Origin of the sequence: Rhodococcus wratislaviensis, assembly GCF_900455735.1 — a bacterium.
Classification (GTDB): domain Bacteria; phylum Actinomycetota; class Actinomycetes; order Mycobacteriales; family Mycobacteriaceae; genus Rhodococcus_F; species Rhodococcus_F wratislaviensis.
This window is the reverse complement of record NZ_UAUI01000011.1, coordinates 873,169-898,289: the sequence shown is the minus strand read 5'-3', so window position 1 is coordinate 898,289 and position 25,121 is coordinate 873,169. Positions and strand designations below refer to the sequence as shown.

18 protein-coding genes are annotated in these 25,121 nt (G+C 67.0%); 8 read left to right on the top strand and 10 right to left on the bottom strand.

Annotation, left to right across the window (positions count from 1 at the left end; genetic code table 11):
- Positions 1-124: 124 nt before the first annotated feature.
- From DTA22_RS17865 to DTA22_RS17845, 5 genes are all read left to right on the top strand, one after another.
- Positions 125-526: a YybH family protein gene (locus DTA22_RS17865; RefSeq protein ID WP_112300298.1), complete on the top strand. Its 402-nt coding sequence runs from the start codon at positions 125-127 to the stop codon at positions 524-526.
- A gap of 697 nt (positions 527-1,223) precedes the next feature.
- Complete coding sequence (gene rsmG / locus DTA22_RS17860) at positions 1,224-1,907, top strand: 16S rRNA (guanine(527)-N(7))-methyltransferase RsmG (RefSeq protein ID WP_005249117.1); 684 nt, start codon at positions 1,224-1,226, stop codon at positions 1,905-1,907.
- A gap of 68 nt (positions 1,908-1,975) precedes the next feature.
- Positions 1,976-2,989: a ParA family protein gene (locus DTA22_RS17855; protein WP_112300297.1), complete on the top strand. Its 1,014-nt coding sequence runs from the start codon at positions 1,976-1,978 to the stop codon at positions 2,987-2,989.
- Positions 2,986-4,068 (top strand): ParB/RepB/Spo0J family partition protein, encoded by a 1,083-nt coding sequence (locus DTA22_RS17850; protein WP_037234914.1) that lies wholly within the window; start codon positions 2,986-2,988, stop codon positions 4,066-4,068. The genes DTA22_RS17855 and DTA22_RS17850 overlap by 4 nt, the downstream gene beginning before the upstream one ends.
- Positions 4,069-4,225: 157 nt before the next feature.
- Positions 4,226-4,924: a GNAT family N-acetyltransferase gene (locus DTA22_RS17845; RefSeq protein ID WP_005560833.1), complete on the top strand. Its 699-nt coding sequence runs from the start codon at positions 4,226-4,228 to the stop codon at positions 4,922-4,924.
- An 18-nt stretch (positions 4,925-4,942) separates the two neighbouring features.
- On the opposite strand, the gene DTA22_RS17840 is transcribed toward DTA22_RS17845, so the two are convergent.
- The 5 genes from DTA22_RS17840 to DTA22_RS17820 form a co-directional block, all read right to left on the bottom strand.
- On the bottom strand, positions 4,943-6,142 hold the full coding sequence (locus DTA22_RS17840) for an N-acetylmuramoyl-L-alanine amidase (RefSeq protein WP_009476734.1): 1,200 nt from the start codon (positions 6,140-6,142) through the stop codon (positions 4,943-4,945).
- A gap of 165 nt (positions 6,143-6,307) precedes the next feature.
- Positions 6,308-6,631 (bottom strand): thioredoxin, encoded by a 324-nt coding sequence (trxA, locus tag DTA22_RS17835; protein WP_005249122.1) that lies wholly within the window; start codon positions 6,629-6,631, stop codon positions 6,308-6,310.
- A 45-nt stretch (positions 6,632-6,676) separates the two neighbouring features.
- A complete protein-coding gene (gene trxB / locus DTA22_RS17830) occupies positions 6,677-7,660 on the bottom strand; it encodes a thioredoxin-disulfide reductase (protein ID WP_007301433.1) in 984 nt (327 codons plus the stop codon).
- Positions 7,661-7,771: 111 nt separating this feature from the next.
- A complete protein-coding gene (gene nox / locus DTA22_RS17825) occupies positions 7,772-8,956 on the bottom strand; it encodes a 4,4'-dithiodibutanoate disulfide reductase (protein WP_112300296.1) in 1,185 nt (394 codons plus the stop codon).
- 36 nt (positions 8,957-8,992) lie between these two features.
- Complete coding sequence (locus tag DTA22_RS17820; protein ID WP_112300295.1) at positions 8,993-9,964, bottom strand: NAD-dependent epimerase/dehydratase family protein; 972 nt, start codon at positions 9,962-9,964, stop codon at positions 8,993-8,995.
- Positions 9,965-10,053: 89 nt separating this feature from the next.
- Between DTA22_RS17820 and DTA22_RS17815 the strand changes: the two genes are divergently transcribed.
- Positions 10,054-10,632, top strand: a complete 579-nt coding sequence (locus DTA22_RS17815; protein ID WP_037234900.1) for a TetR/AcrR family transcriptional regulator — start codon at positions 10,054-10,056, stop codon at positions 10,630-10,632.
- Positions 10,633-10,635: 3 nt separating this feature from the next.
- Here DTA22_RS17815 and DTA22_RS17810 read toward each other — a convergent pair whose 3' ends face one another.
- The 5 genes from DTA22_RS17810 to DTA22_RS17790 all read right to left on the bottom strand — a co-directional run bounded on the left by DTA22_RS17810 (position 10,636) and on the right by DTA22_RS17790 (position 19,050).
- A complete protein-coding gene (locus tag DTA22_RS17810; protein ID WP_112300294.1) occupies positions 10,636-11,385 on the bottom strand; it encodes a hypothetical protein in 750 nt (249 codons plus the stop codon).
- Between the two features lie 78 nt (positions 11,386-11,463).
- Entirely contained in the window at positions 11,464-12,045 is a 582-nt protein-coding gene (sigM, locus tag DTA22_RS17805; RefSeq protein ID WP_112300293.1) for an RNA polymerase sigma factor SigM, read from the bottom strand.
- 47 nt (positions 12,046-12,092) lie between these two features.
- Positions 12,093-15,968 carry a murein biosynthesis integral membrane protein MurJ gene (gene murJ, locus DTA22_RS17800; protein ID WP_112300292.1) on the bottom strand — a complete coding sequence of 1,292 codons (3,876 nt, stop codon included), beginning with the start codon at positions 15,966-15,968 and terminating at the stop codon, positions 12,093-12,095.
- Between the two features lie 113 nt (positions 15,969-16,081).
- Positions 16,082-18,472, bottom strand: a complete 2,391-nt coding sequence (locus DTA22_RS17795; RefSeq protein ID WP_037234881.1) for a DUF6049 family protein — start codon at positions 18,470-18,472, stop codon at positions 16,082-16,084.
- 2 nt (positions 18,473-18,474) lie between these two features.
- Positions 18,475-19,050, bottom strand: a complete 576-nt coding sequence (locus DTA22_RS17790; RefSeq protein WP_037206815.1) for an NUDIX hydrolase — start codon at positions 19,048-19,050, stop codon at positions 18,475-18,477.
- 149 nt (positions 19,051-19,199) lie between these two features.
- Between DTA22_RS17790 and DTA22_RS17785 the strand changes: the two genes are divergently transcribed.
- Positions 19,200-20,651, top strand: a complete 1,452-nt coding sequence (locus tag DTA22_RS17785) for a CCA tRNA nucleotidyltransferase (protein WP_112300291.1) — start codon at positions 19,200-19,202, stop codon at positions 20,649-20,651.
- Between the two features lie 257 nt (positions 20,652-20,908).
- Positions 20,909-25,054, top strand: coding sequence for a bifunctional nitrate reductase/sulfite reductase flavoprotein subunit alpha (locus tag DTA22_RS17780; RefSeq protein WP_112300290.1), 4,146 nt, complete (start codon positions 20,909-20,911; stop codon positions 25,052-25,054).
- Positions 25,055-25,121 lie beyond the last annotated feature (67 nt).

Here is a 25,121-nt window from a genome sequence, read left to right as displayed (position 1 = left end):
GTTCGCGATGTCCTGAGACATACGATTCACGCGAGGCTGCGTCGACGCGATGAGTTTGGATCCCGCTCGAAGTCCACATCATCGAGGGGACCGAACCGGTGCCGTCGACTGGATGGAGTGAACGATGAGCGAAGACGAACAGACGATACGGAACCTGATCGAACGCTGGGCGCAGGCCGTGCACGATGGCGACATGGCAGGGGTTCTGGCGAACCACTCCGATGACATCGTGATGTTCGACGTGCCACCGCCATTCGAGGGTGCTCGCGGAATCGATGCGTATCGCGAGACATGGCCGCCGTTCTTCGAATGGCAATCGATGGGTGCCCGATTCGAGATGGTGTCGTTGGATGTGACGGCCGGCGAAGACGTTGCGTTTGCCCATGCCCTCCTCCGCTGTGGAATGGAAGCGGAACTCGCCGACAATCCAGAGAATCGACTCCGCCTCACAGTGGGGTTGCGGAAGGAAGATGGTCGGTGGCTCGTCGCTCACGAGCACCACTCTTTCCCGGACACTACTGTCTGACGCATGGCGGATTCGGAGTTCCCGGACCGTCGTTCTCGAGCGTTTTCGAAGCAATTTTGGTTGTAGTTTCACCCACCCAACCACACCCGGGAGTTTCGTCACTGTGATGATTGAGAAATCAGGGTTGAGTCGAGTGGAGCTGCCGAGAAGGTAGCGTCGGGCAGGCGTGGACGGCTGCTTCCCCTTGGGGAGGTTCGACGCGATGTCATTCGCTGGAGGCTTGCGCCCGCGCGCTCGGGAAGACTGCCGCTGATGCGCGGACGCGGTTGCAGCGACCTCGGTCTGTTCCACTGAAACCAGGACAGTTGTTCCACGTGAAACTGCCCGCGACAAACGCGATGAAGTTCGGACAAGTCTCGCGTGCCACACTCGCGCCGACCGCACCGAGTGGGCCCCGCGCGCGCCGTGATCAATGCGGGCATGCCGGGGCCAAGGATTTAACCGGCCGGGTCTATCGGCACTCTCGAGTTCTGCTCCTGCACGAGTTCGCCTGTTCCACGTGAAACATCCGCGGAGGGATCTCCCCGCTGTCGATCATCAGCGACGGCGAACGACCCAACCCCTCCCCTCCCCCACCGGAAGGGGGTGCGGCTCGACACTGTTCCGGCGTTGCGCGTTCGAGTTAAGGGACATAGTCGCGAGCGAGGGCGGATAATAAAGAAACTGTGTTTGTTGATTTCGCGTTATTCGCGGGAGGATGTTTCACGTGGAACCGAATGGTGGAGAGCCGGCCGAATGGGACGAACAAGCGGCGGCACGCCAGGTGTTCGGTGAACGATTCGATATCGCGGAGCGCTACTACAAGTCGTTGGCGACCGACGGTGTCGAGCGGGGGTTGATCGGACCGCGAGAGGTTCCGCGACTCTGGGAACGTCACCTCCTCAACTGTGCCGTCGTCGGTGAGTTGATCGCCGAGGGCGAGTCGGTCGTCGACGTCGGAAGCGGTGCCGGGTTGCCCGGTATCCCTCTCGCTATCGCCCGTCCCGATCTCCGGATCACGTTGGTGGAGCCGCTGCTGCGTCGGTCGGTGTACCTCGCCGAGTTCGTCGAGTCGAACGGTCTGGACGTGCTCGTGGTGCGGGGCCGCGCCGAGGAGTCGGGTGTGGTGAAGGAAGCGGGCGGTGCCGACGTCGTCACTTCCCGCGCGGTGGCACCGCTGGAGAAATTGGCCAAGTGGTCGCTGCCGCTGATCCACGAGCATGGGAGAATGCTCGCATTGAAAGGTTCGAGCGCCGCCGAAGAGATTTCCCGTGATCGCGCTTCCCTGACTCGGTTGGGTGCTGGCAAGCTGGATATCGTGGAATGCGGAGTGGGCCTGCTTCCTGTCCCCACCGTTGTCGTTCGCGCAGAACGTGTACCGAAACGCCGTCAGCGTCGATGACGATGTGCACGGTGACCAGGGAGTGAGTATGTCGAGTAACGAGCGATTCCCAATCGAAGGAGTAGTCAATGTCGGGTGGGCCTGAATCCGCCGTTTCACGTGAAACAGCTTCACGTGAAACCGACCATCAATCCGACCAGGCGACGAGCTCCGGGAACGGAGACGACGGATTCACGGCCCCCTACAACGGAATCTCCGTCGAGGAGACTCCGATCGGTGCGGCCGCGCACCGCGCAAGTCAGGTTCTGCACCCCCACTCGGTGAGCCTGCCGAAACCACCCGAACGGCGAATCCTCACGATCGCCAATCAGAAGGGTGGCGTCGGCAAGACGACGAGCGCGGTCAACCTTGCATCCGCCCTCGCGGTACAGGGGCTCACCGTTCTGGTGATCGACCTCGACCCACAGGGCAATGCCAGCACCGCGTTGGGCGTCGCCCACCACTCCGGTGTGCCATCCAGCTATGAGCTTCTCCTCGGTGAGGTGACCGCTGCGGAAGCCATCCAGAAGAGCCCGCACAACGACCGGTTGTTCTGCATTCCGGCCACGATCGACCTCGCCGGCGCCGAGATCGAATTGGTCTCCATGGTCGCCCGCGAGGGGCGGCTGAAGGGCGCGCTCTCGGAGAAGGCTCTCGGCGAGGTCGATGCCGACTTCATCCTGATCGACTGCCCGCCCTCACTCGGACTGCTCACGGTGAACGCGATGGTCGCGGCCAAGGAAGTGCTGATTCCGATCCAGTGCGAGTACTACGCCCTCGAGGGTGTGGGACAGCTGCTGCGGAATATCGAACTGGTGCAGGCGCACCTCAACCCGGACCTCCACGTGTCGACGGTCCTTCTCACGATGTACGACGGTCGCACCAAGTTGGCCGACCAGGTGGCCGAAGAGGTTCGCACCCACTTCGGTGACGCCGTGCTCCGCGCTGTCATTCCCCGCAGCGTCAAGGTGTCCGAAGCTCCCGGGTACGGGATGACCGTGCTCGACTACGACCCCGGTTCGCGGGGAGCCATGAGTTACCTCGACGCGGGACGTGAACTCGCAGCACGCACCGCACACATCACGAAGCAGGAGCAGCGATGAGTCAGACGCGAAAGGGTGGACTTGGCCGTGGACTGGCTGCGCTCATTCCTACGGGACCGACCACGACGGGACCGGGGCTGGGCAACGCCGCCGCCGACGTTGTGATCGGTGCGGACCGGCGCAACGTACTGACCGCTCCCGCACCCGACTCTTCGGACTCTGCGACCGAGAAGAAGACCGCTCCCGCGTCCACGGGAAACAACGGAGGGAGCAACGGCGCCGACGGCGCATCCGGCAACGGTGCTCAACCCCTCCCCTCCCCCACCGGAGCGGTGTACCGGGAGATCGCTCCCGACCTGATCGAGCGGAACCCCAAGCAGCCGCGTCAGGTGTTCGACGACGACGCTCTCGCCGAGCTCGTCCACTCGATCCGCGAGTTCGGGCTGATGCAGCCGATCGTGGTGCGGCCGCTCGACGACGGCAAGTTCCAACTCGTCATGGGCGAGCGTCGGTGGCGTGCCAGCCAGGAAGCCGAGCTGGAGACGATCCCGGCGATCGTCCGCGAGACCGGCGACGACGCCATGCTCCGCGACGCGCTCCTGGAGAACATCCACCGCGTCCAGCTGAACCCTCTCGAAGAGGCGGCGGCGTATCAGCAGTTGCTCGAAGAGTTCGAGGTGACCCACGAGGAACTGGCGGCGAAGATCGGCCGCTCGCGTCCCGTCGTGACGAACATGATCCGACTGCTGAAGTTGCCGATTCCCGTGCAACGACGCGTCGCGGCGGGTGTGCTGTCCGCCGGTCACGCTCGCGCCCTGCTGTCGCTCGAGGCCGGAGCCGACGCGCAAGAGGTGATGGCGGCACGCATCGTCGCGGAGGGCATGTCCGTTCGCGCGACGGAGGAGGCGGTGACGCTCGCCAACCGCAGCGACGACCAGGCGGCGCAGCCCGCCCAGCGTCGCAAGCCGATCCAGATGCCGGGCCTGCAGGACGTCGCGGAGCGGCTGTCGGATTCGTTCGACACGAGGGTCACGGTCAGCCTCGGCAAGCGCAAGGGCAAGATTGTGGTCGAGTTCGGTTCGGTGGACGATCTTCAGAGGATCGTTGGGATGATGGAGGCACAGAAGGCCGATTCATGAGCGCCTGAGAGAGGTAGAAGTACCCGCGGGTGATCCGTCACTGTGACAGTGGCCGCTGACGGACCGACTCCAGCAGAACTATCGGGGGCGAATAACGTTGAATACCAGAGGATGTCGAATGATCTGCGGTAGTGACATATGGAGGCTGAGCTAGCCAGTGTCGACTCACGTCACATCGCTCACTCTCGACGGCTTGGACAAGCTCTCCGCCCACGCTCGTCGCTGTGTCTTCTGGGAAATGGATCCCGCGGCCATCCACAGTTCGCGCGGATTCTGCGACCAGGAGTTCGAGAAGGAAGCCTGGCTCTCCATGGTCATGCTCGAATGGGGTTCGTGCGGCCAGGTTGCCGTCATGGACGGGAAGCCGGTCGGCAGCGCCCTCTACGCTCCCCCACGGACCGTGCCGCGCGCGCAGCTTCTCCCGACCGCTCCGGTCGGTGCCGACGCCGTCCTGCTCACCAGCCTTCGGCTCGAGCCTGCCGGGGAAGAACAGAATCTGGGAACCACGTTGATCCAAGCCGTGGTGGCCGATCTGGTGCGGCGCGGTGTTCGCGCGCTCGAGGCGTTCGGTATCCGCAACACCGACGGAACCGGGCCGATCGACACCCATGGGATGGCGTCAGCCACAGCGGCGCGCGAGTGCTCCCCGGAGGAGTGCATGATCCCGGCCGATTTCCTCGAGGACAACGGCTTCGAGATCGTCGCGCCCCATCATCGGTTCCCGCGCCTACGGCTCGAGCTGAACCGGGATCACGGGTGGAAGGAAGACGTCGAGGCTGCCTTGGAGCGTCTGATCCACACCGCGACGGTGAGCATGGTCGACATCGGGGAGCGCACACCTGTCGGTGCGCACTGAGCGTTCGGGAACGAGAAGTCAGGAACGTTCGGAGGAAGACAGCTCTTCGGCGAGCAACTCGGCGAACGTGAACGTTCCGGTCGGCTGATCGTCCTGACCGAGCAGGTACAGACGCTTGACGGAGATGAGGATCGCTTCGGCGATGGCGTCGCGCGCCCGCGGGTTGGAGAGCACCGCGGCGTCGAGGTCGTTGGTGAGGTAACCGAGGTCGATCTGCACGGTCGGCATGTTCGTCAGGCGCAGCAGGTCCCAGGTGCGGCCGTGGGTCCGGCAATCCTGTAGCGGCGTGCGCGCCACGATTTCCCGCTGAATGAATCCGGTGAGAACCTGACCGATCATCGACGTCGAACCGTGCGAGTTGCCGAAGTGGAAGCTCGCGACACCGTTGGCGGACGGGCTGGTGTTTCCATCGCAGCGCAACGAGATCATTAGGTCGGCATCGAAGGCGTTCGACGTGGAGGCGCGTTCGATGTCCGTGGGATTGGCGTGGTGCGGGCGGGACAGGAACGTCTCCATGCCCGTCGCGGCCATGCGGCCCTCGAGGCGGCTGGCGAGGTCCCACAGGATGTCGGACTCGGAGATCGTGCCGTACGCGGACCGCACGATGGTGCCGTAGGTGTCGCCGCCGAGGCCCGGATCGATGACGATCCGCTTGCCGCTCAGCTGGGGTCCGGAGCTACGAACCATTTCTTCTTCGCTCATCGCATGCGGTGACCCACCGGTGACGCGGGTGCCGAGCAACTCGAGCGACCGCAGGGTTGCCGGACCGCAGATGCCGTCGGCGGCGATCCCGATCTCCCGCTGGAACGAGGACAGCGAATCGTGGGTCTGCGGGCCGAAGAACCCGTCGACGCGACCGACGTAGAACCCGAGATCCTGCAGGCGGGTCTGCAGGGTGGCGACGTCGTCGCCGTAGAGCGGTGCGGAGAGCTGGTAGATCAGCGTGCGCGCGCCCAGGCGGTACGACGCCTCTTTCATGGACCGGTACGTGGCAGGACCCACGATTCCGTCGACGAGAAGCCCACGCTGCTGCTGGAAGGCCCGTACGGCGCTGTCCAGGTGGTGATCGAACACGGCGTCGGGAGCGATCCAGTGCGAACCGTTGGTGCCCTCGCGCCGGGTGTCGGCGACGCCGTTGTGCAGGAAACCGAGACCGGCCAGAGTGCCCCGAATCTCAGCGACGGCCGGACCATGGTCGCCGTGACGGAGTCGGTGCATGTTTCAGGGCCTCTCAGTCCGAATCAACGAGTACTTACGAGTCTCGGTACAAACAAAACGATCGATGTGTTCCGGTCGGTCTAGCTGATGCGACTGGAGCACATCGATCGATTGTCTCAGAGATTCCCACAAAATCGGGAATCGCGCGGGGTGTTCGGGTGTCGATCAGAGAACGTCGGCGAGCTCTTTCAGCAGCGCAGCCTTGCCCTTGGTGCCGACGATCGTGTTGATCGGCTTGCCGTCCTTGAACAGGATCAGCGTGGGGATCGACATGACCTGGAAGTCGCGGGCAGCGCCCGGGTTGGCGTCGATGTCGAGCTTCGCGATGGTCAGCTTGTCGCTGTGCTCACCGGCGATCTCCTCCAGGACGGGGGCGATCATCTTGCACGGACCGCACCAGGTGGCCCAGAAGTCGACGAGGACAGGCTTGTCGCTGGAAATGACGTCCTGCTGGAACGAATCATCGGTGATGGTGACGGTATTCGACACGGGGATTTCCCTTACTCGAGGTGGTCGGTGGGTATTTGTGGAGTGCTAGGCGTCGACCGGTGAGCCGGCGGCGGCGACGGTGTTGGCGGTGATGTCGCCGCGCTCTGCCAGCCAGCGCTCGGCATCCATCGCCGCGGAACATCCGGTGCCGGCCGCGGTGATCGCCTGCTGGTAGATGTGATCGACCAGGTCGCCTGCGGCGAAGACTCCGTCCACGGAGGTGGCGGTGGTCGGCGTCTTGACGATCACGTATCCGGCGTCGTCGAGGTCGACCTGTCCCTTGACGAGTTCGCTGCGCGGGTCGTGACCGATGGCGACGAACATGCCGGTGACGTCCAGCGTGGAGGTCTCACCGGTGACGGTGTCGCGGATCACGAGTCCGGTGACGCTGTTCTCGCCCAGGACCTCGACGGGCGCGGCGTTGGTCACGAACCGGATCTTTGCGTTCGCCTTGGCGCGCTCGAGCATGATGCGGGACGCGCGGAACTCCTCGCGGCGGTGCACCACGGTGACGCTGCGGGCGAAGCGGGTGAGGAAGGTGGCCTCCTCCATGGCGGAGTCGCCGCCGCCGACCACGACGATGTCCTGATCCTTGAAGAAGAATCCGTCGCAGGTGGCGCAGGCGCTGACGCCGCGGCCGAGCAACTTCTCCTCCCCCGGAATCCCCAGGTAACGGGCTGCGGCGCCCATTGCCAGCACGACTGCGTGCGCCTGGTAGGTCTCGCCGTTCACGACGACCTTCTTGATCGGGCCGGTGAGGTCGAGTTCCTCGACGTCCTCGGTGCGGATATCGGTGCCGAAGCGCTTGGCCTGCTCGCGCATCTGGTCCATCAGGTCGGGTCCCATGATTCCCTCACGGAATCCGGGGAAGTTCTCGACCTCGGTGGTGGTCATGAGGGCGCCACCGAACTGGGTCCCCTCGAACTGCAGCGGTTCGAGTTCCGCGCGCGCCGCGTAGACGGCTGCGGTGTATCCGGCAGGTCCCGAACCAACGATGATGAGTTCATGAACCGTCGATGGAGTGGTCATGCGGGCCTTCCAGTAGTGAGGGGTGCTCAGTCGTATGGATCAACACAAGACTAAAGGGTGTTGTTCCCCGACTGCAGGTGATACCGGTCGCTCCCCTCGCAGGCGCCCTGATCAGCGCAGAGTCTCCCGGATGACGCAGCGCGTGCCCGTGTAGATGGTGGGCATGCATTTGTTGCAGTGGATGCAGAGACCCTCGGGCACGTGCAGGTCGCGGAATTTGTTGACGAGGTCCGGGTCGCGGAGCAGGGCGCGCGCCATCGCGACGAACTCGAACCCTTCGCCGAGTGCGTTCTCGATGGTGTCGAGCCTGTTGACGCCGCCGAGCAGGATGAGGGGCATCGACAGGGCCTCACGGAACTGCCGGGCCATCGGGAGGAAGAACGCTTCCTCGAACGGGTAGGTGGGAAAGATGCGCGGTCCGTACACCTTCAGGCCCCAGCCCACCAACTTGGGCTGTGAGGCAACGAATTCCGCCATCGGGACCTCGCCGCGGAAGAAATACATCCCGTTGAGCAACGAGCTGCCGCCGGTGAGTTGCAGTGCGTCGAGGTGCCCGTCGGCTTCGAGGAGCTGGGCGATGCGGAGACTGTCGTCGAGCCACAGCCCTTTCGGAACACCGTCCGTCATGTTGAATTTGGCCGTGACGGCCACTGAGTCGCCGACGGCGTGGCGCACTCTCTCGACCACTCGCCGGGGGAAGGCCGCCCGCCGCTCCAGGCTGCCCCCGTACTCGTCGGTCCGCTTGTTGAGGTTGGGGCTCATGAACGAGCTGAGGAGGTAGTTGTGGCCGAGGTGGACCTCGATCGCGTCGAATCCGGCGTCGACGGCGTTGCGCGCCGAGTTCTCGAAGTCGCGGGTGACCTGGTCGAGTTGTTCCCGGGTGGCACCCCTCACCAGACCCATGGCGGGCGGGCTGAGGCGCGTGGACGGCGCGAGGGTCTTGGTGCGGTTGGACTGGGTGTTCGCGACCAGACCGGCATGACCGATCTGCGCCGCGACCAATCCCCCTTCGGCGTGAACGGCGTCGGTGAGCCGGCGCAGGTCGGGGATGCGGGCGCGGTCGAGCACGAGGGTGTTCGCGTGGACGCGTCCGCCGGGTGAGACGGCGCAGTACGCGACGGTCGTCAGTGCGGCGCCGCCGCGAGCGACCTCGGCGTGGAAGTCGACGAGTCGGTCGGTGACCCGGCCGCGCGGCATGACGCCCTCGAACGTGGCTGCCTTCACGATGCGGTTGCGCAGCGTCAGGGGACCCAGGCGGGCGGGCTCCCAGATACCGGGGTGCGGTGGAACGGTCATGGTGGTCTGCCTTCGAGGGTGGTGGTGTGAGGGTTTTCAGGCGAAGGTCGCGGCCAGCGCCGCGCGGGCAGGCCGCCAGGTGAGCCCGAGTTCGTCGCGGGTTCGCGAGTCGTCGGTCGGGGTCGCCGAGGTGAGCAGCCAGGCGGCCTCGTAACTGAGCCCCGCGCTGAGGGGTGTGAACTTGCCGATCACGTCGGCGATTCGGCCGATCGTGCGAAAGGCGCTGCCCGACAGTGGGATGCGCCGGAGTCGACGGCCCGAGGAGTGTTCGAGTACGTCGATGAGCTGGTTGAACTCGACGAGTTCGCCGCCGCAGACGTAGCGCCGGGGACCGCGACCTGGATGCATCGCCGCAGCGTGGACCGCCGCGACGTCGCGCACGTCGATCATCTGCATTCCGCCGTCGAACCGGGGCGCCACCCCGCCGCTGACGATCGCGCCCCAGCCCTGTTCGGTGACGCCCTGCGTGGATCCGAGCCCGGGACCGACGACGCTCGTCGGGTAGGTGATGACCACGGGGGCGCCCGCGTCCTGGAGCGCGCGGGCGATGCGATCGGCGGCGGCTTTGGTCCGGCCGTACGCGCTGCGGCCCGACGCCGTCGGACTGTCCGGTCCGATGACGGCGTCGCGTGACGGAAACAGGGCACTGAAACTCGCGACGTGGATGATCGGGTCGAGTCCGAGGAAGGCCGCCCGGGTGAGAATCGCGGCGGTGGCCTGCGTGTTGATCTCCCACATCAGCTGCTCGCGACGGTCGTCGGTGCCCACTACCCCGGCAGCGTGAAGCAGGGCGTCGCATCCGTCGAGGAGGCGTGCGACTGCCGCGGCGTCACGGATGTCGCCGACCACCCGCTCGATCCCCGCGGCGTCGTCCCCGGCTGCGGTGAGCAGGTGATCGGAGGATTCGGCGGGTAGCACCAGCAGTCGAACCGTGTGGCCGGCAGCGAGGAGCGCCAGCGTGGTGTGGGCGCCGACGTATCCGGTGCCGCCGGTGACCGCGATCTTCATGTGCCCGCCCTGTTCGAATTACGATGCCACTGGACTCGTAATAGGTACGATATAGCGCGGAAGGCACTTCTGTCCCACAATTCGAACCAATGAATGCAACTGGAACCGGCCGCCCCCGCGACCCGCGGATCGACACCGACGTCCTCGCGGTCACCCGGGCCATGCTCGTGGAGTCGGGCTGGGAACAACTGAGCATGCGCGCCATCGCGACGCGCTCCGGGGTGAGCAGGGCGTCCATCACCAGACGGTGGCCCTCGAAGGCCCACCTCGTTCTCGACGCCATCCTCGGTGCGACACCCGACCTGACACCGTTCGAGGGCACCGATCGCGAAGGCTGGATCCGCTGGGTGGTGACCGGCAGCGCCGAATTGTTCTCACGACCGGAGGTGCGAGCAGCCACGCCGGGTCTGCTGGCCGCGATCCGGGACCACGACGATCTCCGCACCGCGCTCTGGCGGGGATTCAGCGGGCCGAGCACTCAGCTGTTCGGGAGTGAGGAATCCGAGGACGGTGGTGGGTCGAGCACCGCGACGGCGGTGCTGGTGCTCGCAGCCGGCGCCGCACTGTTCACGAGCTTGATCGCCGTCGAGGACGACACTCCGGAACTGCGTGCGAAGATCCTCGAGCTGCTCATGCCGGTCGCCCGTTCGGAGCAGGAAAGATCCTGAGAATCAACCGATATCGGTGACAGCGATCGTCGCCGGGCCGCCCGGGCCGCACTCGCTGCCCACCACCAGGGCCGTGATCTGCGGCGGACGCGGCGCGGCCACCAGCAGCAGCACCCCCGGAACTCCGTCGAGGCGAACCTCACCGGAACCGAGAAGCGGGCGGGACTCCTCGATACCGTTGGCGCGCAGGCATTCCGCCAATTGTGCGGGATCCGCGAGCGGTCCGAGCTGCCTCGAACCGATCACGGTGAGGAGACGTCCGGAGTCGAGATCGCTGCCCAGATCGAGAACGGCTGGTGTCGGCGACGTTTCGGAACTGGGCAGGGCAACGGCCGGTGTCTCGGGTTCCCGACTGTCCGGCGTGACGACCGCGACGGCCACCACGACCGCGGCCGCCGCCGCGAACGTTCCCGCGGCCGCGGCAGCCCACTTCCGTCGCCGGGCGAGCGGTACGACGGTGTCCTCGGCAGGTGTGTCCCGTTCCGCGGCGAGAGCGCGGTTGATGCGGTCGGCGACGTCGGCGGGAATCGGGGTCGAGACGGAATGATCGCGTCCGAGCGCACCGAGCTGATCGGTGACCCGGTCGAGTGCGTCGATGACGGCCATGGCCTGCGGGTCGTTCCGGACGAGCGGCCACAGGCGGTCGCTGACCGACTCCGGGAGCGCTCCGGCGTGCAGATCGGCCAACAGGTCCTCGGAGTACGGCGGTGCAGGCAGCGCGGCATCGGACGGGTGGGATTCACGGTCGGCCATGGCACCTCCTCACCGATTCATCGCGGTCCGGGACGTCGGGACACTTCCCCGCTTCTATTACGTTTTGACGCCCTGGAGTCATGATCGGTTCCCCTCCATCCGAAAATATTCGAGAGAGGCGGCCAGCTTCTTCCGGCCGCGGGCGCAGCGGCTCTTCACGGTGCCTTCCGGAACCCCCAGCAGGGTGGCCGCCTCGCTGGTCGAACGACCCTCGAGGTCGACGGCGACGATCGCGGTCCGCTGATCCGGCGGGAGTTGCGCCAGTGCGCGCTCGACCACCAGGCTGAGCTCCACCTCGGAGACGTAATCGCGCGCGTCGCGCGGTTCGTCGTCCTCGTCGGCGGACAGGGACACCGCCGGACGAGCCTTGTTGCGGCGGATGCGGTCGAGGCAGGCGTTGACCACGATCGTGTGGAGCCAGCTCCGGACCGCGGCGTCCCGGCGGAACGAGCCCGCGTTGCGATGCGCCGACAGCAGCGCCTCCTGCAGGGCGTCCGCCGCATCCTCGGTGGTGTAGCTGGTGCGTCTGGCGACGTGCCACAGATGGTCGTAGTGCCGTCCGAGCAGCGTCTCGAAGGCGTGCCGATCTCCGGCGACGTGCGCAGCCAAAAGGTCGACGTCCGAGGGCTCACCCTCGGAATCCCCCCGGAAGATTCGCACCGGCGGATGTTAGCTCAGTTCGCCGGTCCGCGAGCACTGGGTGCCGACTACGTCGCGGAGTTGAAACCGATGTCGGCGATGGACGATTGGTTCTTGCCACCGGAATTGCTCAGGCCGGTGATCCACACCAGGACGTTCTTGGTGGGTCCCTCCGACTTCACCGGGATCTCGGTGACACCGTTCCCGAGGACCTTCGAGCCGAGCACCTGAGTCTGGTCGAGGGTCGGGTTCTCCGACGGCGCGCTGCGGATCTCGACGTTGGTGCCCGGTGTCGGCGAGTTGATCCACACGCTCGACAGGGTCGCCGGCTCGTCCAGCGTGACCATCAGGCCCACACCGTTCTTCAGCGCGGGGAAGGGCTGGAAGTACGAGTCGGTGCTCCACACGGTGGACGTGTTGCCGTCGACGGCCAGCCGGGCGTTCGCGGCGGAGTCGGGTGTGCCCTGCGGCGAGAACACCGTTGCCCCCGCGGGCGCGACCGGTGCGACGTTCGCCGCCGGGGCGGGCGCGGGTGCAGGCGACTCGGGGTTGGGCGGAGCCTCGGCCGAAGTGGTGAGTCCGAAGTCCTGTTCGGTGAGCGGCGCGTCGGAACTGCTGCCCGTGAGGAACGTCGCGAGCCAGAAGCCCAGGAGCGCCAGCACGATGATCGTGACGACCGCGAGGCCCACGAGCGCCGCGATCATCCGGTTGGACTTCTTCTTCTCCGCCTCCAGTGCTTCCGGGTCGGCGAGAGCGTGGCCGGGCGTGCCGGGGCCCCGCTGCCCGAGCCGCAGCGCGGGGATGAATTCGGTCTTGTCGTTGACGACGGACGCCTGATCGAGAATGTGCTGCACGGTGGCCGCCGTGCGGATGCCGCCGTTCGGCTCGAGCGAGCGCAGGGCCACCGCGGAGATCTCGAACGGGACCTCCGGGCGGATCACCCGCGGTCCGATGGGCTGCCCGCTCGAGTCGCGGTCGGCCAGTCGCATACCGCCGACGCTGCCCGGACGCGAACCCGACGGGTCACCCGCGGGAGCGGACGGGTCGCCCAGCGGCCAGCGCGCGGTGATGAGGGCGTAGAGCATGGCGCCCAGTCCACGCACGTCGGAACTCGAGTCGGAGTCGGCGAGCGTGGCCGGGAACGCCAGCACGGCATCGCCGTTGATGCTGATACGGACGCGGTCGGGGTGGTCGATGGACAGTGCCCCACCGGCCCGGTGTGCGGTCTCGGCGGCCGCGGCGAGCGCGCGGATGGCACTGGCGGCGCCGATCGGTGAAGGCTTGGTGTCGGCCATCTCCCGCAGCGAGCGGCCCGGGGTCCACTCGGCGACGACGATGCCGCCGGAGCTGCCGCGGACCACGTCGAGCACGCGGGCGAGTCCGGGCGAGTTGATCCGGCCCAGTCGCAGGGTGCGCGACAGAATGGCTTGCGGGCCTTCGGGACCGGCCGAGGTGGAGCGCTGTTCGGCGTCCACGAACGTCAGCGCTACTTCGCGGTCGAGCTTGACGTCCAGTGCCTGCCAGAACTGCAGTCCCCGCGAACCGCCGTGCGGTGTCAGCAGGCGGTACCGACCGCCGGCGACAGACGCGCCGGGAATGAGCTTGGGGCCACGGGGAGTACGACGCGGGCCTGCGCCGGGTTCACGTCCGGGTGCCGGTGTGATCGGGATCACGCCGGTGTCGTAACTGAGATCCCGTGCGGGTGCCGCGCCGATGTGACGTGTGTCTCCGCGCGATTCGCCTGCATCGTCCGCGGGAGTCTTCGGCGCAGCCTTCGTCTGCGCATCCGCCCGATCGCCGGTCTCCTTGCTCTGCCCCGTTTTCGGAGTGTCTGCGGAGCCCGCGGACGTGCCTGCGTCCTTCTTCTGCGGTGCGTCGGCGCCGGCTTGCTTGTCGGGCGTCGCGGAGTCGGTGGAGGCCGACTCGGACGAGATCCGGGTGGTCGGGGCGTCGATGCCGTTGGGGGCGGCGGCCGAATCGCGTTCGGACGCTTGCACCGTAGAACCTCCGGCTCTCTTGCTGCCGGCCACGTCGTCGTCGCTCACCCTCACTCCTTCATTCTCGAATGCCCAACTCCGACCAGTACCGGGCGGCGATCCGACCCGCTCGTGTCCAGGGTACGGGAGTCCACCGGGTCGTTCGATACCACGCGGCTGTGCCCCGAAGTCGTGCGGTGTGGCGCGGACCACGGGAATCAGTTCTGTTTCGGCCTCTGCGAGCGGGTCGGCCTCCGGTTCCGGTGCGGCGCCGCGACCGCGCAGGGCGCGAACCTTGCGGGCGACGGCGACGGTGATGGACACGATTTCGGGGACCTTCGCGAACCAGAGGATCACGAACGTGACGACGAGCATGAGGACGCCGCTGATCATGACCCGGACCATCGAGCCCGGACCGCCGAACAGACTGGTGAGACGGTCGAGCCCGAGGAGGCGGTCGGCGCCGAGCATGACGAGCGCACCCGCCATCGACGCGAGCACCACCACCCATACGGTCTTGCCGACGTTCGCCATCTGAAGGTTGCCGAGACTGCGGTGCAGCAGCCAGCCCCCGACGAGCGCGCCGGTGATGTAGCCGAGGCCGTTGGCCACGCCGAGCAGGATGACCACCTGGTCGTCGCTGGAGGCGATCATCGGGGTGAGCGCCGACAGCGCGATCTTCACCGCGGTGATGCCCAGGACGATCCACGTGGGGGTCCACGCCTGCTCGCGGGCGTAGAACACACGGAGCTGGATCAGCACCAGGGAATAGGGAATGAGCGTGAAGGCAGACCAGCTGACGGCCTGGCCGAGGCGTTCGGCGTCACCGGTCCCGAAATTGCCGTACCCGTAGAGCGCCTGGCCGATCTCGGGGCCGGCGAAGGTGAGGAACGTGATGATCGGGATGAGGGAGATCATCGTCAGCCGGGTGGCGACGGACAGGTCGTCGACCACGGCGGGGGTGTCGTCGGCGGCGGCGTTGCGGCTGAGTCGCGGCATGATCGCCGTCAGCACCGTCACACCGAGCACGCCGTACGGCAGCTGTAGCAGGAGCCACGCGTTGTTGTAGATCGCGGGACCCGACGCGTCCGCGTGTGACGAGATGCGGGTGGCGACGATCATGCCCGCCTGGCTGATCAGCACGTACAGGACGATCGCGACGGCCATGCCGCCGAACTGCTTGAGCCGGTCGTCGAGGCCCCACAGCGGTTTCAGCGAGATGCCCTCGCGCCGGATCGCAGGCACCAGGCTCATCGCCTGCACCACGACACCGAGCGTGACGCCCACACCGAGGACCAGCAGTTTCGGGTCGCTCATCCGCACCGGGTCGAGGGTGATCTCCCCCGGTGTCGCGTAGTAGATCACCAGCACGGTGAGCATCACGACGTTGTTCAGCACCGGCGCCCAGGCACCGGGTTTGAACACCTGCCGGGTGTTGAGAATGGCCGTGAGCAGCGCCGACAGTCCGTAGAACAGGATCGCGGGCAGGAGGAGATAGGACAGAGCTGTGGTGAGAGAGGTGTTCACCTTGCCGTCGGCCGACAGGAACACATGCGTGGTGAGCACGGGTGCCGCGGCGGTCGCCAGCAGCGCCGCCGTGCCGAGCAGCACGCACGTGGCGGTGAACAGGCGTCGCACGAACGCGGCACCCTGGTCCGGGTCCTCGCGTTCGGCGCGCACCAGGACGGGCACCACGATCGCGGTGAGCACCGCTCCCAGCACGAGCTCGGAGATCATGTTCGGGATCTGGCTGGCGACGGTGAACGAGCTGGCCACCGACCCACCCAGCAGCGTCAGGACGAGGAGCTGCTTGGCGAATCCGGTGATGCGGCTGACGAGCGTCGCCACCGCGATCGAACCGGTGGACGCCAGCAGTCGGGAGTTGCTCTGCTTCTGCGGCGCCGTCGAGGGCCCGGAGTCCCGGACCGGAGGCGGCGGGGGGTCGACGCGGATGGCCGCGAACTGCACCGTCGGCGCCTCGTCCGGCCGGATCTCCCGAGCCCAGTGGTCCCGTTCCCACGGTGCGACCCGGGGATGGGAGCGATCGGGAAGCCTCTGGCCCCTACTGGGCAAGTTCCCGGTCATGAACGTTCGTACCCTTCGTCAGCTGGATCCGGCTGGCCGCGGAATCGATGCCACAGCCGGCGGCCGGCAAGGAACAGCAGCAGAGCACCCGCGCATGCTGTCAGTATCGCCAACGCCTGCCCGTACGCGTTGGACCGTACCGTCACGCTGGTCGGCTCTCCCAGTTGCTGTCCATCGGCGGTGGTCAGAGAGAATTTGACGACGAGCTTGCGGGAGTCGTTGGCCTCGGTGGGAACGGTGAGGGTGCGACTGCCGCGCGGAGGCAGCGTGGTGGGGCCGATGTCGGTGATGGTCATCCCCGAAGGCGCATCCACCTGGAGACGGACGGTGATTCCGACGGGCAGGTCGTTCCTGGCCACCAGCAGCAACGGGCTCTGTTCCGACGCCAGCGTGTAGACGCCGCCCGGCGACACGACGGTGACGGCCCCGAACAGGTCGTCCATGGTTTCGGCCACCTCGTCGGCGCGCACGTCGGACGCCTCTTCTGCGGACCGCCGTTCGTCGTCGCGGCGATGCGCGAGGCTCATGGAGCGCAGGAGGTCCTCGCGCAGCGGTGCCGTGAATCGCTCCGGGGTGAGCGGGGCCTGCGGGTCGTCGACCAGAGCAGCGTTCAGTGCCTCGATCCGCGGCGTCTGCGTGGCGGCGGCGTCGCGGATATGGGCGGGGACGCCGTCCTCGGCTGCCTGATCCGGGTACTCCAAGGTCGCGAGCTCCGGTGATCCGGGCTGACGGCCCAGCATCGCGGACAGCGGTCTGGGCGTCGCCAGCCCCGAGCGCATCAGCGAGGACACCGTGGACAGCAGCGTCTTCGCGTCCTCGGCGCCGGCCGTCCACAGCTGCGGCGGCACCACCATCAGCGATCGGGGCGTGCCTGCGGCCCGTGCGGCCCCGGGTTCGAGTGCAGACCACGACACCGCACCGAGTGCGTCCTGCAGTCGTGCGGTCTGGGAATCGTCCGAGAGGTCGTACCGCGCGCGTTCGGGGGTGTAGGAGGGAGTTTGCGGTGTCGTCCCCATGGCGGCGAGTGCCGTGCCGACGGACGGATCGAACAGCAGCGCGTCGACGCTTCCGGTGGCCGTGGGCGTCTCGGTGGCCGCCGGGGTCGTCTCCCCGTTCGCGGGAACGGGAGCGGGCGGCGGTGTCGCCTCGATGACGTGGGCGCTGTCGCGGGGTGTGGTCGTGTCGATGGAATTCGCGGCCACGAGCGTGGTGGTCGCCTCGTCTCCGCGGAGCATCTGCGCCGTCGCGTCGTCGAGCACGCCGGCGTCGCTCCACACGAAATTGCGCAGCGACGTGACACCCAGAACGTTGTCGACGATGTCCGCGGGGGTTTCGACGGCGGTCGCGGTGAGGTCCGGGTTCGCGACCTCGGTGATCGCGGACAGGTCGGCCTGCGCGAACGGCACCGATGTTGTGCACATGGACGCGGCCAGCGACCGGGCGCGGTCGAGCCACGCCGACGCGGCATCCTTACCGGCGCCCTCGTGCGCGGAACCGGTGGGATCGGACGGGTCGTCCACCACCAGATATCCGCGGGTCATGTTTTCGACGGTGATCAGCAGGTCCGGGTCGACGGCCAGGCACAGACTGTCGCGGAGCGTGTGGTCGCGGTCGACGCTCTCCCGGGTGGCGAACTCCGCCGCGCCCAGCAGTTCGTCGAGCCGGCCGCCGTCCGCGAGCGAGGTCGCGAGGTCGTCGTCGACGAGACGGACCGGTTCGGTGACGGAGCCGGGCACCCCCGCCGCGAGCCGGGGCCGGTCGGCGAGCGGCCACAGCATGGTGACGGCGACAGGACTGGAGATGTCCGGGGGCACGGCCGGACTGCCGGGGACCCCGAACACGGGGAGCAGGAAACGGGCGTCGTCGAGGCGCGCGGCCCCGCCGTACTCGGGGGTGCCGTTCACGTTCACCATCAGCGGATACACGCCGGGTTCGGTGATGTCGAGGGAGATGTCGGTGTCGGACCGCAATGGCAGCGACAGCGTGAACTGCTTGCTCTGCCCTTCGTCGAGGCGGCTCGCGACCGTGTCGAACATGCCGACCGTGTCGTACCGGGACTGATCGAGGGTGAGGGACGTGCGGAGGCCTTCGCTGCTCGCGACGGCGGGAGCGCGCTGCAAGCGCACGCTGACGTCGCGGACCGTGCGGTCGCCGATGTTCTTCACCGAGCCTGTGACGGTGACGAAGGGGTCGCTGGTGGTGGTGACCGTGGACGGGGTGACGTTGTCGATGTGCAGTTCGAGAAACTCGGGGTCCTCGTCGACCGTCTGTGTCCCGGCGCTCTCGGGGGGCACCGGGTCCTGGGCCGCCGCCACCACGGTGCTGGTGGGAGCGAGAACGACCGCGAGTGCGGTCAACGTCACGGCACCGACCCGACGCAAAGCCATCCTCATCCGGCGTCTGGCCCCTTCTGGAGCTTCAGGTCGGGCGCGGTCGGGGTGGTAGTCATCTTGGAGATCAAGTCACCGGCGATTTCTGCGAGTTTCCGTTCGTCTGCGTAGGCCAGGCGTGATCCCAGCTCGGCGAGCGGCACCCACGCTACCTCGGTGACTTCCACGTCTTCGTCCGACAGTTCCCCACCGAGGAATCTCAGCAGATAGTGGTGGACGGTCTTGTGGACCCGCCGGCCTTCGGTGACGAACCAGTAGTCGATGCTGCCGAGCGACGCGAGGACGGTGCCCTGGATGCCGGTCTCTTCCTCGACCTCACGCATCGCGGTCTGTTCGGCGGTCTCACCCTGCTCGATGTGTCCCTTGGGCAGCGACCACAGCAGCCGCCCGCGGCGGTCGGTGCGTCCGATCAGCGCGGCGCACAGATTCTCCCGCGGTCCGCCGAGACCGTTGACGACCAGTCCGCCCGCCGAGGTTTCGCGAACCGTCCTCATGTGGGGTTTCGCGGGTTTGCCGACGGCGCCGCGCCGCCGCGAGTTGCGGCGACTCCTGTTCGCACGTTCGGCAGCAGACACCCCATCGATAGTAGTTGGCTTTGCCGTCTCCACCGGAACGCCGCACCCGAACCGAGACGCTTCGTGACACACCTGTGGTGAACCGAACGGGGAGGTGACAGCGTGTATGCGTATCCCGCTATTTGCGCACCTCGGTAAGCTTCCTGGACGTGACTGCCCCTTCTCTCGACGACGAGCGCCGTACGCGACTGCTTGTCGGCGCCGCCGTGACGCTGCGCGAGCTGTCCGAAGTCCTGACGCCGCTCGGTGAGAGGTTCGCTGCCGCCGGTCACGAGTTGTACCTGGTGGGGGGCAGTGTCCGGGACGCGATCCTGGGCCGCCTCGGCACCGACCTCGACTTCACCACCGACGCCCACCCGGAGCAGGTGCAGAAACTGCTGTCCGGCTGGGCCGACAACCAGTGGGACACGGGCATCGAGTTCGGGACGATCAGTGCCGCCAAGGCGGGCCAGCAGATCGAGATCACGACGTATCGGGCCGACGCCTACGACCGGGTGTCGCGCAATCCCGTCGTCCAGTTCGGGACGAAGCTCGAGGACGACCTGGTGCGGCGCGATTTCACGGTCAACGCGATGGCCGTGCGCATCGGTGCGGACGGCTCGCAGGACTTCGTCGACCCGCTGAGCGGCATGGACGCGCTGCTGGCCGGGGTGCTGGACACGCCGTCGGCGCCGGAGAACTCCTTCAACGACGATCCGCTGCGCATGTTGCGGGCCGCGCGGTTCGTGTCCCAGCTGGGATTCACCCTGCACGAGCGTGTGCATCAAGCCATTGTCGACATGGCACCGCAGATCGAGCGGATCACGGCCGAACGTGTGCGGGCCGAACTCGACAAGCTGATTCTCGGCGAGTTCCCCATCGACGGCATGAACGTGATGTGCGAGACGGGTCTCGCCGACTTCGTCCTGCCCGAGGTGCCGCAGATGAAGCTCGAGATCGACGAGCACCACCAGCACAAGGACGTGTATTGGCACTCGCTGACCGTGCTGAAGCAGGCGGTCGACCTCGAGGACGGCGACCCCGACCTGGTGCTGCGGTGGGCGGCGCTGCTGCACGACATCGGTAAACCGGACACGAAGCGCAACGAGCCGGGCGGCGGCGTGAGCTTCCACCACCACGAGGTGGTCGGCGCGAAGATGGTCCGCAAGCGGATGCGGGCTCTGAAGTATTCGAAGCAGATGGTCGACGACGTCTCGCAGCTGGTGTTCCTCCACCTGCGGTTCCACGGCTACGGCAAGGGTCAGTGGACCGATTCCGCCGTGCGCCGGTACGTGACGGATGCCGGGCCCCTGCTGCCGCGGCTGCACAAGCTGGTCCGCGCCGATTGCACCACCCGCAACAAGCGGCGGGCGGCCGCCCTGCAGGCGACGTACGACGACATCGAGGAGCGGATCGCTCGGCTCGCCGAGCAGGAAGACCTCGCACGGGTGCGCCCCGACCTCGACGGCAACGCGATCATGGAGCTGCTCGGCATTCCCGCGGGCCCCGACGTCGGGAGGGCGTGGAAGTACCTCAAGGAGCTCCGGCTCGATCGCGGTCCCCTCAGCCGTGACGACGCCGAGGCCGAACTACTGTCGTGGTGGGCCACGCAGCAGGGCTGACCGATCGTCGATCCGCGCGGGTCGACGTCGTCGTCTCCTTACTCCGCTTTCGGGCGGCCACTCACCTGAAGTGACGACGGTCACATGATCTGGTCGTTTCTGCCTGCCGACATCACCACCGTGCCCGGGGCCGGGTGCGAGAGACGTCACCGAACGCTCACGGGGGTTAATCCCGACGAAACACGGTTCACGGCAGCATTGATACAGGTCGTGAGCCGGGTGGACAGGCTGCGACCGTGCAGGTGAGGAGCTAGTCGATGCAGCAGCAGAAAGCCGGGACTTCCACAGTGAAGACCGCCTGCTCGTACTGCGGTGTCGGCTGCGGCATGGTGCTCGAGGTCGGGGTCGATCCCGAGACCGGTGCGCGCCGCGTGCTCAAGGCGTCCGGCGACAAGGACCATCCCACCAACTTCGGGCGGCTGTGCACCAAGGGTGCGACGAGCGCCGAGATGCTGGTGGCCGGTGGCCGGATGGAATCCGGGTACGTCCGCGACGAGCGGGGGGAGGCACCCACCTCGATCGACGTCGGCGCCGCCATCAGCGAGACCGCGCGCCGGCTGAAGGAACAACTCGACGAGCACGGACCGGACGCCCTGTCCTTCTACGTCTCCGGTCAGATGTCCATCGAGGCGCAATACCTCATCACCAAGCTCGCGAAGGGCTTTGTCGGCACCAACCAGATCGAGTCGAACTCGCGGCTGTGCATGGCCAGTGCGGGCACCGGCTACAAGCAGTCGCTGGGCGCGGACGGCCCGCCCGGCTCGTATCAGGACTTCGACAAGGCCGACGTGTTCTTCGTGATCGGCGCCAACATGGCGGACTGTCACCCGATCCTGTTCCTCCGGATGATGGACCGCGTCAAGGCCGGCGCCAAGCTGATCGTGGTCGACCCGCGTCGCAACGCGACCGCCGACAAGTCGAACCTGTTCATGCAGATCACGCCCGGCACCGACCTCGCGCTGCTCAACGGCCTGCTGCACCTCCTCGTGCAGAACGGGCACACCGACCCCGAGTTCATCGCCGAGTTCACCGAGGGCTGGGAGGTGATGCCGGAATTCCTCGAGGAGTACACCCCCGAGAAGGTCGCGGACATCACCGGCATCCCCGAATCCGACATCCGTCAGGCCGCCCAGTGGATCGGTGAGGCCGGGAACTGGATGAGCTGCTGGACGATGGGCCTCAACCAGAGCACCCACGGCACCTGGAACACCAACGCGATCTGCAACCTGCACCTGGCCACCGGTGCGATCTGCCGTCCGGGCAGCGGCCCGTTCTCCCTCACCGGCCAGCCCAATGCGATGGGTGGCCGCGAGATGGGGTACATGGGTCCCGGCCTGCCGGGGCAGCGGTCGGTACTCGCCGCCGACGACCGGGCATTCATCGAGGATCTGTGGGAACTGCCGGAGGGCAGCATCCGCACGGAGGTCGGCACCGGAACCGTCGACATGTTCGAGCGGATGGTCGCGGGTGACATCAAGGCCTGCTGGATCATCTGCACCAATCCCGTTGCCACCGTGGCGAACCGGCGGACCGTGATCGAGGGCCTCGAGGCCGCCGAGCTGGTGATCACGCAGGACGTCTTCCTCGATACCGAGACCAACGGTTACGCCGACATCCTGCTGCCGGGCGCGCTGTGGGCGGAGTCGGATTCGGTGATGATCAACTCCGAGCGCAACCTCACCCTGTTGCAGCAGGCCGTCGATCCGGTCGGCCAGGCGCTGCCCGACTGGCAGATCATCGCCCGCGTCGCCTGCGAGATGGGGTATGCGGACGCGTTCACCTACGACTCCTCGGAGGACGTGTTCGAGGAGATCAAGCGCACCTGGAATCCCAAGACCGGCTACGACCTTCGCGGCATTTCCTACGACCGGCTGCGGGAGACGCCGGTGCAGTGGCCGAGCCCGCCCGGCAACCGCACCGATCGCAATCCCCTCCGCTACCTCAACGACGGTGTGAGCCAGAACCTGCTGTCGGCTCCCGACGGTTCACTCCCCCGGCTCGCGTTCGCCACTGCCAGCGGCAAGGCCGCGTTCTTCCCTCGCCCGCACATGTTGCCCGCGGAGATGCCCGACGACGACTATCCCTTCGTCCTCAACACCGGTCGCCTGCAGCACCAGTGGCACACGATGACGAAGACCGGCAAGGTGGCCAAGCTCAACAAGCTGAACTCCGGCCCGTTCGTCGAGATCAATCCGGCTGATGCGCAGAAACTTTCGATCGCCGACGGCGACAAGGTGGAGGTGGCGTCCCGGCGCGGCCGCGCGGTGCTTCCCGCCGTCGTCAGCGACCGCGTCCTCGCCGGAGGGTGTTTCGCCCCGTTCCACTGGAACGACTCGTTCGGTGAGTACCTCAGCATCAACGCCGTCACCAACGACGCCGTCGATCCCACATCCTTCCAGCCGGAGTTCAAGGCGTGCGCCGTCTCCCTGACCCGGGTGGCCCCGGTGTCGGCGCAGGAGGTTCCGGAGACCGGCGGAGCGCTCACCCTCGCGCATAGTTCGCCCGCCGCCGAGATGAGTCGCATCCTGGGCCTGGACGATTCGGCTTCGCCCACCTTCGACGAACACGAACGCATGTACCTCGCCGGCCTGCTGTCGGGACTGCAGTCCACCGAGATCCAGGGCGTTCCGGTCCTACCGCGGAGCGCGCCGATCTCCGGGTCCAAACGGGTGTGGCTGGACGGTCTGATGGCGGGGCTGTTCTCCCGGTCCGACGTTCCGCAGAGTGCCGTGGTTCCGGACGCGAACTCCGCGAACACTGAATCGGTCCAGCACCCGGTGGTGGTGGTGTGGGCGTCGCAGACCGGCAACGCCGAGGAGTTCGCCGCCGAATGCGCCGAACAACTCGAGGCGGCCGGGCACGGCACCCGCCTGATGAGCATGGACGACTACGACGTCGCGGGCCTCGCCGACGTCCGCGACCTCCTGATCATCACCAGCACGTTCGGGGACGGCGACGCCCCCGACAACGGCAGCAGTTTCTGGTCGGCGCTCAGCAGCGACGAGGCCCCGAAGCTGTCGCAGACCCGATACGCGGTACTGGCTTTCGGCGATTCCAACTACGACGACTTCTGCGGGCACGGCAAGCGGATCGACGCCCGGCTGGAGCAGCTGGAGGCGAAGCGCCTCACCGAGCGTGTCGATTGCGAACCGGACTACGAGGAGCAGGCACGTCAGTGGCTGACGCAGGTCCAGAATCTGGTCCGGGAGCGCGCGGCCGCCGACGGTGCCGCCGTGGCGGCGGCCGCACCCGCGCCGGCCAGGCCCGCGGCGAAGAAGGCGGCGACGTTCACACGGAAGTCGCCGTTGATCACGCGGTTGACGAAGAACATTCCGCTCAGCGCGGCGGGATCGTCGAAGGACGTGCGGCAGTTCGGTTTCGAGGTGAGCGACGCGGAGTTCTCCTACGAGGCGGGCGACGCTCTCGGTGTCTGGCCGACCAACAGCGACGCCGTCGTCGACGAGTGGCTGAAGGTCACCCGATCGATCCCGGACACCCCCGTCACGTTGCCGGACCTGCCGGAGATGACGCTGCGCGAGGCGCTGCGCACGAAACTCGAGATCACCAAGGTGACTCCCGAGCTGCTGCGGTTCGTGCAGAGCCGCACCCAGGACACCGAGCTGGCGCGGCTGCTGCGCCCGCAGAACAAGATCGCGCTCCAGCAGTGGTTGTGGGGGCGGCAGTCGATGGACGTGCTGGCGGAGTACGGGGTGGACGCCGACGCCGACGAGTGGCTGAGTGTCCTCAAGCGCCTCCAGCCGCGGTTGTACTCGATCTCGTCGAGTCCCAAGGTGGACCCGGGTGAGGTGCAGCTGACCGTCTCCGCGGTGCGCTACAACCACGAGGGCAAGAACCGCTCCGGGGTCTGCTCGACGTTCCTCGCCGATCACTGCGACGAGGCCGACGTGCCGATCTTCGTGCAGAAGTCGGCGCACTTCCGGCCCCCGCAGGCCGCCGATGCGCCGATGATCATGGTCGGTCCCGGTACCGGTATCGCTCCGTTCCGCGGATTCCTGCACGAACGCCGGGAATTGGGCCACACAGGCAAGAACTGGATGTTCTTCGGTGAGCAGCACGAGGCTACCGACTTCTACTACCGCGAGGAGATGGAAGCTATGCACCGCGACGGATTTCTCACTCACCTCGATGCGGCGTTCTCCCGGGATCAGCGGCAGAAGATCTATGTGCAGGACCGCATTCGCGAGCACGGCGCCAAGCTGTGGGGCTGGATGCAGGAGGGCGCGTCCCTGTACGTCTGTGGCGACGCCAGCCGCATGGCGAAGGACGTGGACGAGACGGTCCGTGAGGTCGTCCGCACCCACGGGCGCCTGGACGAGGAGGACACCGAGCTGTACATGAAGCAGCTCGCGACCGACAAGCGCTACGTGCGGGACGTGTACTGATCCGCATCTGCGGAAGACTGCACTTGATCGGTCCGTATTTGCCGACATAGAATGTCGGTCATGACGC